8 protein-coding genes are annotated in these 12388 nt (G+C 40.3%); 4 read left to right on the forward strand and 4 right to left on the reverse strand.

Annotated features, from left to right (window positions below):
- Nucleotides 1-493: 493 nt before the first annotated feature.
- From nadC to nadA, 3 genes are all read right to left on the reverse strand, one after another.
- The gene (gene nadC, locus BGC7_RS01985; RefSeq protein WP_050699886.1) at nt 494-1360 is read right to left on the reverse strand and encodes a carboxylating nicotinate-nucleotide diphosphorylase; all 867 of its coding nucleotides are present in this window, start codon (nt 1358-1360) and stop codon (nt 494-496) included.
- Complete coding sequence (gene nadB, locus BGC7_RS01990; protein WP_050699887.1) at nt 1347-2930, reverse strand: L-aspartate oxidase; 1584 nt, start codon at nt 2928-2930, stop codon at nt 1347-1349. The genes nadC and nadB overlap by 14 nt, the downstream gene beginning before the upstream one ends.
- Before the next feature lie 74 nt (nt 2931-3004).
- Nucleotides 3005-4009, reverse strand: coding sequence for a quinolinate synthase NadA (gene nadA / locus BGC7_RS01995; protein ID WP_050699888.1), 1005 nt, complete (start codon nt 4007-4009; stop codon nt 3005-3007).
- A gap of 142 nt (nt 4010-4151) precedes the next feature.
- Between nadA and BGC7_RS02000 the strand changes: the two genes are divergently transcribed.
- Entirely contained in the window at nt 4152-5294 is a 1143-nt protein-coding gene (locus tag BGC7_RS02000; RefSeq protein ID WP_082206425.1) for a tetratricopeptide repeat protein, read from the forward strand.
- Between the two features lie 77 nt (nt 5295-5371).
- On the opposite strand, the gene BGC7_RS02005 is transcribed toward BGC7_RS02000, so the two are convergent.
- Complete coding sequence (locus BGC7_RS02005; protein WP_050699890.1) at nt 5372-6580, reverse strand: hexokinase family protein; 1209 nt, start codon at nt 6578-6580, stop codon at nt 5372-5374.
- A gap of 276 nt (nt 6581-6856) precedes the next feature.
- Here BGC7_RS02005 and BGC7_RS02010 point away from each other — a divergent pair, with 276 nt between their 5' ends.
- From BGC7_RS02010 to BGC7_RS02020, 3 genes are read left to right on the forward strand one after another with little or no spacing between them, the layout of a single operon-like run.
- Nucleotides 6857-7969 (forward strand): efflux RND transporter periplasmic adaptor subunit, encoded by a 1113-nt coding sequence (locus BGC7_RS02010; RefSeq protein ID WP_050699891.1) that lies wholly within the window; start codon nt 6857-6859, stop codon nt 7967-7969.
- Nucleotides 7970-7999: 30 nt separating this feature from the next.
- A complete protein-coding gene (locus BGC7_RS02015; RefSeq protein ID WP_050699892.1) occupies nt 8000-11044 on the forward strand; it encodes an efflux RND transporter permease subunit in 3045 nt (1014 codons plus the stop codon).
- 16 nt (nt 11045-11060) lie between these two features.
- Entirely contained in the window at nt 11061-12377 is a 1317-nt protein-coding gene (locus BGC7_RS02020; RefSeq protein WP_050699893.1) for a TolC family protein, read from the forward strand.
- Nucleotides 12378-12388 lie beyond the last annotated feature (11 nt).

Genomic DNA, 12388 nt, shown 5'->3' on the forward strand with positions numbered 1-12388 from the left:
ATAAACAGCTCGCTCTATTATTGTAAAGGATAATATCAGTTTAATATGATACACTGAAACAATGATGAATTATCCGTTGTGCCTAACAGAGGCAAAACAGAGGAAAGACATTCACCTTTTGTGATAAAACCGGAGGAATCAGTTTTAACAGTATCCTTATTTTCTCTAAAATTGAAATAGTTTTTTGCAAAAGTGCGAACTAGATAATCTTCACGCAAACCCTTTAGGCCTTTGTTAGTATAATCTTATCAAAATTACACATATACACCTGTAATAAAACAACTTACAAAATACATCAAAGTATAATTGTTAGGTTTTTACAATATAAAAGTAGATTTAAAAAGTGTTTTGAAATAGAAATAAGAGAGCTAAAGTATTAAGGAAAGTAGAATTGAGCCGATATAATTATATTCTGTATTTATACATTAAACAAAAAAGAGAGTATATCAATAAATTGACATACTCCCTCTTGGTTGTATCTTTTTCTGAACTGTTAAAAAGCTTTCAGACTCAAATCAATATTTGGCGCTGCATATATTATAGCTCCCGAAGAGATATAGTCAACACCTGTTTTAGCAATATCGTGCACGGTCTCCTTAGTTATTCCTCCCGAGGCTTCTACTTTTGCCCTGCCACCTATCAGTTCCACTGCGGCAGCCATTTCGAAAAGCGACATATTGTCAAGCATTATTATATCTACAGCATTGGTTGCCAAGGCTTCTTTTACTTCGTCTAGATTGCGGGTTTCCACCTCTATCTTCAGGTTCTTATCTTTTTCTTTCAGATATCTGACAGTAGCTTCTACTGACTTGGTTATGCTTCCCGCATAGTCATTATGATTGTCTTTGAGCATTATCATATCGAACAATCCGTATCTGTGATTTTGTCCGCCACCGATATATACAGCCCATTTTTCGCACATTCGGAATATGGGTGAAGTCTTGCGTGTATCTAGTATTCTGGTGTTAGTATCTGCCAGCAATTCTACCATCTCATGCGTATAGGTGGCAATACCACTCATACGTTGCATACAGTTAAGCACCAGTCGTTCCATAGTTAGGATAGAACGAGCCGATCCTGTGACAATGAAAGCAATATCTCCTTCCTTCACTGTATCTCCATCGCTTTTGAACGATTCTATTTTAAGATCTTTATCGTAATAATAGAATATTTCTTTCGCCAAATCGACTCCGGCCAATATACAATCATGTTTTATCAGCAAGCGGGCTCTCTGTTGCAAGCCTTCGGGCACACTGGCCAGAGTGGAATGATCTCCATCTCCTACATCTTCTTTTATGGCTTCGTCTATGAAGTGATATAGTCTTTCGTCGGTGACATAAGAAGGTCTATTTTTTTTCATCTAAGTCTTTATTATAAAATGTACCTTTATTTTCGGTTTGCTCTATACTTTGTCCTATGATAAGAAATGCGATACTAACCAGATTACGCAATTCCGACAACTGAGGGGAAAGAATCGAGAAATTATATATCTCTTTTACCGAACGGTATATTTCGTCCTCTTTTTGTTTTGCAAGTTTCAATCGGCGATTGCTGCGCACTATGCCCACAAGGTCGCTCATCAGGGTTTGCAGCTCTTTACGAAGATAGTTTAACAACACCATCTCTTCATTTACCTTCATCCCTTCCTGATTCCATTCGGGTATCTTGTGCAGTTGATCGTAATTGAAATTATCACCAGTTAGCCGTTCTACTGTTTTCAGTGCTGCTCGGTGAGCAAAAACCAAAGCTTCTAGCAGGGAATTAGAAGCCAAACGATTTGCTCCGTGAAGCCCGGTATTAGAGCATTCTCCTACAGCAAACATATTCTTTATTGTACTCTGCCCAAACAAGTCTACGTCTATTCCTCCACACAAGTAGTGGCTGGCTGGTACCACCGGTATCAGGTCTGTGAACATATCCAACCCGGCATCTTTACACTGTTTGTATATATTGGGAAAATGTTCTAAGAACTTTCTCTGATCGAGATGGCGACAGTCGAGACAAACATAATCATCGCCACGCAGCTTCATCTCACTGTCTATGGCCCGGGCAACTATATCGCGTGAGGCAAGTTCTTCTCTATCGTCATACTTATACATAAAAGGTTCGCCCGAAGCTGTACACAACTTTGCTCCAAAGCCTCTCACCGCTTCTGAAATAAGGGGTAATTGACCGGTTATAGGACTATAGAAAGCTGTAGGGTGAAACTGGATGTACTGCATATTGCTGATCTTGGCTTTTGCTCTGTGTGCCAATCCAATACCATCCCCTGTTGCAATAATAGGATTAGTCGTATTTTTATATACATGCCCACAACCGCCTGTTGCCATCAGCGTTATCTTTGCCGACATCTTAATTATGCGCTGTGCTTTCATATCTAGCACGTAGGCGCCATAACAGTTGAGATTATATTTGTCGAAAGATTCTTCTGGTATGTGGTGTTCTGTAATCAGGTCTATTACATAATGATGGTTGAGCAGTTGTATATTTTGCAGGTGCTTGACCGCATCGAGCAATGCTCTTTCTATTTCGGCTCCGGTAATGTCTTTGTAGTGTACTACCCGATTTTCTGTATGTCCGCCTTCTCGTCCCAGATCGTAAGACTGAGAATCGTCCTTATCGAAGTTTGCCCCCCACTCTGCTATTTCACGTATGCGTTCAGGGCCTTCTTTTACTACCACTTCTACAGTCTCTCTCTTGCAAAGCCCATCGCCGGCACGCAATGTGTCTTCGATATGTTTATCGAAACTATCTTTCGAAAAGTCCGTGACTACAGCGACGCCACCCTGAGCGTATTTGGTGTTAGACTCTTCATCATCCGACTTGGTAATGATGGTTATTCTTGTATCAGGCTGTTGCTTTGCAATCTTTAGCGCATATGACAAGCCCGAAATCCCCGAACCAATCACCAATACATCTGTATATATCATCCTTCTGGCTGTTAGCTATCAGCATGTAACCTTTAGCTTTTTTGCAATTATTTTGTTTATATAATTATATCATTCTACTTGATAGACTTAGACAGCTCAAGCATTTTATTAATCGGCTTGAGGGCTTTTAGCCGTATTTCTTCGTCCATCAATATTTCCGGCTGCTCGTATTTCATACACAGATACAATTTCTGCATTGTGTTCAATTTCATAAAATGACATTCGCTACAGTTGCAGCTGTCATCGTTAGTCAGTGCGGGTATCAATACCTTTGAAGGAGCTCTTTTCTTCATCTCGTGCAAAATTCCCTCTTCGGTGGCTACAATAAACTCTTTACTGTCGTCTTCTACTACAAAATCGAGCAGATTAGCTGTAGATCCTACAAAATGGGCAACCTGCAAAACAGGCTTCTGAGCTTCGGGATGCGCAATCAGTTTTGCTTTAGGATGTTCGAGCATTTGTTGCGCGATTCTCTCGAGAGAGAAAGCCTCATGCACAATACATGCTCCGTCCCAAAGTATCATATCGCGTCCTGTTACCTGATTTATATATCTACCCAGATTCTTATCGGGTGCAAAGATTATCTCCTGATCTTTTGGCAACGAATCTATTATATGACGGGCATTGGAAGATGTTACTATTATGTCGCTCTCTGCTTTTACAGACGAATCGCAATTTATATAACTTACCACTATTGCGTTAGGGTGCTTCTTCCTCAACTCGCGCAACCCCTCACCCGAACAAGAGTCGGCAAGAGAGCAGCCTGCAAGCAAATCGGGTAAAACTACTTTTTTGGTAGGGTTCAGTATTTTTGCAGTTTCTGCCATAAAATGGACTCCACAAAACACGATAAGATCTGCATCCGTTTTTTCGGCAGCACGTGCCAGCTGCAAGCTGTCTCCCAAAAAGTCGGCTATATCCTGAATGTCTCCCGTCTGATAATAATGCGCCAATATAATCGCATTTTTCTCTTTACGCATCCGGTTTATTTCCTCAACGAGATTTATCCCTTTAGGTATTTCCATGTTCAGGTAGCCTTTTGCAGATAGTGCAGCCACAGCATTTTTTAGTTCTGTCATATTTAATTCTGTAAAATAAAGCTTCACATAATCAGATGGCAAAAATACTTATAAAATGTGATTAAAACCACTTTGGAGGCTATAATTTCATAGTTTCGAAAACTTGTACTACATTGCATACTGAATAAGAAATAGTGAATAGATGAAAAAGATTATAGTACTCCTTTTCCTAACGATGTGTTACTCAACTTTTTTTGCCCAAGACAAGTTGACAGAAGAGTTAAAATCTTTAGCCGAGAACAATCGTTACGGACAGATAGTTAAAGATTATACTCAGCATACTAACGACTATCCGGCCAAAGCTCTGTATTATATAGGGCTGGCATATTATATGACCGAGGATGACAATAACGCTCTTAAATACATTGACCGTTCTATAGAAAAAGATGCGTCTGATGCTACTCCTTATTATATAAAAGGATGTATACTGAACTATATGAAAAAATATACCGATGCAGTCACTAATTTCGAAAAAGCAATAACACTGGATGCAATCAATCCAAAAGTTTACAGTGCATTGGGAGATTCTTTTTACAGTCAGCAACAATATGCAAATGCACTGGATGCTTACCGAAAAGCAACTGCACAACAAGAACCCGACAGCAGAGCCTACTATATGATAGCTAAAATATATTCGGAGACAGGGGACAAACAGAATACACTAAAGGCTTTCTACAAAGCAAAAGAAAACATATCGCCCGAAACATCACTATATGCAAACGTATTGTACAACATAGGACTGATGGAGTTTCTTAATGAAAATATGGATAAAGCCGAACTCGCCTTTATAGACCTTATACAAGTATCACCCGAAGACTATCAGGCTTATGCTAAACTGACACAGGTTTATTATCATCAAAGAGAATATGAAAAAGCACAACCATATAAGGATGCCATATACAAAGCTCACGAAGCCGGGAAGCTGAAAGGTACTAATTTGCAAGATATGTTTTGTTTCGACCAGTTTCTATGGAATAATAAGTTTGTACAGGCTTTTGAACGTTACGAAAGCGGGAAGAAAGACGACATCTACAATAAACATCTTTTTTATCTGACTAATGATAAAGGAGATATCGAATGTCGTATTCAGACAGAATATTCTCCCATTTCCGATTCGCTGGGAAGTAGTAAATATTTGTTAGGCATGAACAAAAATGGAGTACATTCTACTTTCAATATAGGATTCGACGATGATTTTGCATACGACAATCTTAAAAATACGGTTGTAAATATACTCGAAGGTAAAATACAGCCTACCACCAGCCTTGTACCCTCACAGAAATAAAGATAGATACTGAAATAAAATAAAGAGGCTCGGAGTTATTATCCGAACCTCTTTAATATATACTATTAATCAACCGTTTAAGACAATGCGGCTATAGCAGAACCTATAAGGTTGGCATTCTCCATTTTGGCGACATGCACCTTCACACCCTCAAGACCTAGCTCGGCAAGGAGAACATCAAGTTCTTCCATCACCATATCTTTATAGTTCTTTCCTTTTCTGTATTCACTCCAGAAGAGGCTGCCTTCGGCTACCAAACGAATTTTCTTGATCGACGGATTATGATCTACCATAACAGCCACAAGACCCGCCAAAGATGCAGCTACAAGTTGAGCCGAACGTTTATAGATCCAGCCGGCTACATCTACATATTTCTTTTTGTGAATGTCGGGATAGTTCATTATGCTGGTCAACTTCTGAGCATCGAATCTTTCTTCAAATTCGTCGCAAGGGAAAACCGATTTAAGAATTTCTCCCAGATACATTCCCGATATAGCTTTTTCGAAACGTTGAGCACCTTTTGCGTCCGAGCAGGCATCGACCTTTTCGTCTACAACTGTAAGATACGGAGGATTGAAATTACCCGATTCCAGATTGATAGGCACAAGTCCTTTCACTTTACTGTCTTTGCCCAATTTCTTTATTTTTTCGGCAGGTACAAAAGTTGCCATATTGGTTCCTGTACCTACTATCAAGCCTATGTAACCATCATAGCTACTATCGGAAAGTCCGGCAAACAGACTGGCAACAGTATCATTGATTACCTTTATGCCTGTAAATTTTGGTTTATTTTTCTTGTTCAGATATTTTAATAAAGGCTCTCCTACGGGTTGTCCTACCATTTCTTTTATATCCACCCCTTTTGTCCAGCGAAGCAATTTTGCATCTCCGTTAGGCATCGACTCGGCAGGATAAGAGAAACAATAGCCGATAGGCATTTCCTTGTCTCGCTTGATCTCAGCAATAGGGTCTCCTTGTTCCTGAAACAATTTATCTTGAGTAAATCCGGCCGACTTCATTACAGATAAGTCTTTCTTCCAGCCGTTTTCGGGATGAATGGTTGCTTTGCCTTTCACAAAGTCCACAACAGCAACCCTATAGTTTGTTCCGCCTAAGTCAAGTACCGTAGCCGAACCATTTATAGCTGTAGTTTTGGGTGTAATAAAAGTAGGAATACACTGTACCTCTGTATCATCTTTCTTTAGGCCGTTTTCTACTTTAGTCTGAAGAGACTGGGCTATTTCTACCAGTTGTTTCTTCTTTAAACGAAAAATATTCTTCTTCATATGGTATTTATAAAATAACAAATAGGTTTCTCTTATTATACAAAGTTATAAATCTATATCAAATATTTGCATTTTGTGTATTTTATCTGATTGGCAAATAACTATTTTTATAACTTCATTTGCTAACATTAACGATCATCCTCCACCCTCTCGTGTTAACATATATTTATCAATGCAAATAAAATCTAAAAACGAGTAGTGAGATTAAACCCTCAACCATATAGCATATCACATATCTGGTAACATTATGTACCTGATCTAAAAGTCCATCATATTATGAATAGAAAGACAAAAATTGCCCTTATTGTCGTTATTGTACTGTTTATTGCCGGAATGGCATTGTATCCAAAAGTGAAAGAATATCTGTCTTCGGAAGAAGAAACTACAGAAACACCGGATGTTAAAGTAAATAACGGAGGAAAAGGAAGAACCACATTAAATGTAAATGCACAAATATTGAAACCGGAAGTGTTGAACGATTATTTTCGGAATAAAGGATTACTGCTACCCGACGAAGAGGTCGATTTGTCTTTCGAAACTTCGGGCAAGATAACAGAAATACATTTTAAAGAGGGCTCGAATGTAAGAAAAGGGCAACTGCTGGCAAAGGTTAATGACAAGCCTTTGCAAGCCGAGCTGAAGAAATTGGAAGCACAGATCCCTTTGGCACAAGATCGTGTTTTTCGTCAAAAATCACTACTTGCAAAAGATGCCGTAAGTCAGGAAGCCTACGAGTCGGTAAACACAGAGCTGGAGAAGCTTATGGCAGATATAGAACTTGTAAAATCACGTATTGCACAAACTGAACTGCGTGCACCTTTTGATGGTGTTATCGGCCTGCGACAAGTAAGCGAAGGCACATACGCCTCTCCATCGACAATAATAACTCATCTCACAAAAATATCTCCTCTCAAAATAGAGTTTTCGGTAAACGAATCCCAAATCAACAATATAAAAGCAGGTACTTCACTCACCTTTACGCTGGATAACGATATGAATAAATACCATGCTACGGTATATGCTGTAGAGTCTAATCTGGACAGACAGACATTGACTCTCAAAGCACGTGCAATGTATCCCAATCCCGGAGGACATCTCAAACCCGGGCTGTCTACCAATGTAGAAATAAAATCGAGAGAAATAAGAAACGCTCTTGTTGTTCCCAGCCTATCGGTTATTGCCGAAATGGGACGTGATATAGTATATGTGTACAAAGAGGGGAAAGCTCATCAGGTAGTTATAAAAAAAGGTATGCGTACAGCTTCTTCAATACAAATACTGAGTGGATTGAATGCAGGAGATACAATTTTGACGACAGGCGTTATGCAATTACGAGACGGACTACCTGTACAAATAGACAGAATAGAAGAGCGCAGCACAGAGAATTGATAAGGAAAACAAAAGAGAAAAATCGATACAATGACCATATCCGAATTAAGTATAAAGCGCCCGGTACTTTCCACCGTATTTACTCTGATCATCTTCCTGCTTGGAATGATCGGGTACACATATCTGGGAGTACGTGAATATCCGAATATAGACAATCCCATTATTTCTGTCAATGTAACATATCCGGGAGCAAATGCCGAGATCATAGAAAACCAGATTACAGAACCATTGGAGCAGAATATCAATGGAATACCGGGTATCAGGTCGCTGACAAGTAGCAGTAGCCAGGGGCAATGCCGCATCACCGTAGAGTTTGAACTGTCTGTCGACCTCGAAACAGCAGCAAATGATGTACGAGACAAGGTTTCTCGTGCACAACGTTATTTACCACGCGATTGTGATCCGCCTACAGTGTCGAAAGCTGATGCCGATGCCAACCCGATTATACAGATCAGTATTCAGAGTGAGAAGCGTTCGCTGCTAGAACTGAGCGAAATAGCAGAACTTACCGTTAAAGAGCGCCTACAAACCATACCAAACGTAAGTGCAGTAGAAATATGGGGACAAAACCGCTACTCGATGCGCCTTTGGCTCGATCCTACACGAATGGCTTCGTATGGCATTACTCCTATGGACGTAAAAAATGCAGTAGACCGGGAAAACGTAGAGCTACCTTCGGGCAGTATAGAAGGCGACGACCTGGAACTTACAATACGAACGCTGGGACTTATGCAGACTCCCGAAGAGTTCAACAATATGATAATAAAAGAAGACAATTATAACATTGTACGCTTCAAAGATGTAGGGACAGCCGAACTGGGTACAGAAAATTATCGCAGCTTTATGCGACGAAACGGAGTGCCTGCCGTTAGTACGGTAATAATACCTCAGCCGGGAGCTAATCAGATAGAAATATCGGACGAAGCAATGGTACGTCTCGAACAACTAAAAAAAGACCTTCCCGAAGATGTTTTCATCGACGTGGCATTTGACAATACCAAATTTATACGAGCATCTATAGCCGAAGTAGAAGAAACGGTGTACATAGCATTTGCATTGGTAGTAATTATTATCTTCCTTTTTCTTCGCGACTGGCGTGTCACACTTATTCCATGCGTAGTGATTCCTGTTTCACTGGTAGGAGCATTCTTTGTTATGTACGTAGCGGGCTTTTCTATCAATGTACTTTCCATGCTGGCTGTAGTCCTTGCCGTAGGTTTGGTAGTAGATGACGCTATTGTGGTCACCGAGAACATATACCTCAAAATAGAGGGGGGAATGACACCACGCGAAGCAGGGATAGAGGGATCGAAAGAAATATTCTTTGCAGTAGTATCTACTACAGTTACTGTCGTTGCAGTATTTTTTCCAATCGTATTTCTCGAAGGTATGACCGGGCGCCTTTTCCGCGAATTTAGTATTGTAGTCGCAGGTGCTGTTCTTATTTCGGCTTTTGTCGCCTTAACGTTCACCCCTATGCTTGCTACCAAGCTATTGAAAAAGAGAGACAGCAACGGATGGTTTTATAACAAGACCGAACCGTTCTTTCGCTGGCTTACAAACAGCTATCATCATGGCCTTGAGCGATTTCTTAAAATAAAACTTATAATCTGGCCTATTATAATCGTTACTCTTTTGGGCATTGGATATCTTGTTTCTGTTATTCCTGCCGAAATGGCTCCTCTCGAAGACCGGTCGCAGGTTACAATACGTACCAGTGGCCCCGAAGGTGCAACCTATGAGTTCAATCGGAATTATACCGAGAAGATAGCACGTATAGCAGACTCCGTTGCTCCCGAAAGACTTATAAACACAATGCGTATATGGACAGGCGGAGGAATGGTTAATCTGAATCTGCCCGATATTAAAGACAGAGAAAGAAGCCAGATGGAAATAGCCAATGCTCTGACCAAAGCCGTAAGAAGTGAGACGGAAGCACGGGCATTTGTTCAGCAGCAGTCTACATTTGGAGGTCGCCGTTCGAGTATGCCCATACAGTACGTGCTGCAAGCCCCTAATATAGGTAAGCTCGAAGAATTCATACCTCAGTTTATGAAAAAAGTACAGGAAAGCCCTCTCTTTCAGATGGCAGATGTAAATCTGAAATTTACAAAACCCGAAACCCGAATAATTATAGACAGGGACAAGGCTGCTTTGCTTGGTGTAAGTACCCGCGATATAGGACAAACCCTGCAATATGCACTTAGCGGACAACGGATGGGCTATTTCTATATGAATGGTAAACAATATCAGATACTCGGCGAAATAAACCGCCAGCAAAGAAATACCCCTTTAGATCTGAAATCAATTTATCTGAAAAACCTGTCGGGAGAAATGATTCAGATGGACAACCTTGTACGCCTCGAAGAAAGTGTTGCTCCTCCTCAGCTATATAGATATAATCGTTTCAACTCGGCTACCATATCCGCAGGTCTGTCTCCGGGAGTAACCATAGGTGCAGGATTGGACGAAATGGATCGCATAGCCAAAGAAACTTTGGACGAAACCTTCCGTACAGCATTGTCGGGAGACTCTAAGGACTTTAGAGAAAGCTCTTCCAGCCTTATGTTTGCTTTTGTGCTTGCTGTACTATTAATCTTTCTCATTCTGGCTGCACAATTCGAAAGCTTCAAAGATCCTTTTGTTATCATGCTCACCGTACCTCTTGCCATAGCCGGAGCTTTACTCTTTATGCACATAAAAGATGTCACGATGAATATATTTAGCCAGATCGGAATTATTATGCTCATCGGACTTGTAGCAAAAAATGGTATTCTTATTGTCGAATTTGCCAATCAAAGGCAAGATGCCGGAATGAGTAAGCTGGAAGCCATACAGGGTGCTGCCGTACAACGTTTGCGACCTATACTTATGACCAGCTTCTCTACCGTTTTGGGCTTATTGCCTCTCATATTGGCAAGTGCCGAAGGAGCTAACGGGCGTACGGCAATGGGTGTGGCTGTGATAGGAGGAATGATGGTTTCTACTCTATTGACAATTTTTATTGTCCCTGCCATGTATCTTTACATTTCCACCGACAGAGGAAAGAACGCTTTACATCCATTCGAAAACTAATATTAAACGCAATTATATGAAAAAATATATACCTCTCCTCTTATTATTCATCCTGCCACTTACAGCATACACGCAAGTGCTTCTCGATCTAAAAAACTGTATAGAAACTGGATTGAAGCAAAACTATGACATCAGGATAACCAGAAACAAGCAGGAAATATCTGACAATAACCTGACCATAGGCAATGCAGGTTATTTGCCCAATCTTGGCCTGAGTGCAGGCTATTCCGGTGCGGGAAATAATACGACACAGCATTTGGAAAATGGAGAAACTTATAAGAATAACGGTATTCTCAATCAGACTTTAAACGCGGGACTCAATCTTAATTGGACTATATTCGACGGCTTCAATATTCAGACTAACTACAAGCGATTAAAAGAACTACAACAGATGGGCGAATTGAACACCCGCCTCACGATAGAAAATTTTATAGCTAATCTTACATCCGAATATTATAACTATATACAGCAAAATATACGGTTAAAGAATCTGCAATCGGCAGTAAAACTCTCTAAAGAGCGGCTTCGTATAGTAGAAGCCCGCTACGAAATAGGTGCAGGTTCGCGACTGGATATGCAGCAGGCAAAAGTCGATTTCAACAGTGATAGTTCCCGTCTTATAAAGCAATACGAAGTACTTTATACGTCTCGTATTGCACTAAATCAAATGATGGCAACAGATAATATCGAACAGTTTATATTCACATCAGATTCTACCATTGCAATAGACGAATCACTTAGCCGAAGCGATATCTGGCAAAAAACTCTGGCTGCAAATACATTCCTTTTGCTCTCCGACAAAAACAAAACATTGGGTTTACTTGACCTGAAAACAGCCCAAAGCGAAAATTATCCTTATCTGCGACTCAATGCGGGTTATGGCTATACGAAAAACATGTACAATACGGGTACAGTCGATCATCAAAACAGTCTAGGTTTCAGCTACGGACTGACTTTAGGCTTCAATCTGTTCGATGGGTTCAACCGAAAAAGAAAACAAAAAAATGCCAGAATAGAAATTGAAAACCGTCAGTTGGAATACGAGCAAACGACCCTATCGCTTAAAGCTGATCTCTCCAACATGTGGATGGCATATAATAATAACATAAAGCTGACCAATCTGGAAAAAGAAAATGTAGGGACTGCACGAGAAAATCATGAAATTGCCATAGAAAGATACAAACTAGGAGATTTGTCGGGAATAGAACTGCGTGAAGCACAGAATAGTTTGCTCGAAGCAGAAGAACGTCTTGTGCAGGCAGAATATAGCACTAAACTCTGCGAAATATCGTTGATGCAGATTAGTGGACAGATATTGTCTTATTCCGAATAAAAAAGTACTGT

This window comes from Dysgonomonas sp. BGC7 (genome assembly GCF_001261735.1).
In the GTDB taxonomy this organism is placed as follows: domain Bacteria; phylum Bacteroidota; class Bacteroidia; order Bacteroidales; family Dysgonomonadaceae; genus Dysgonomonas.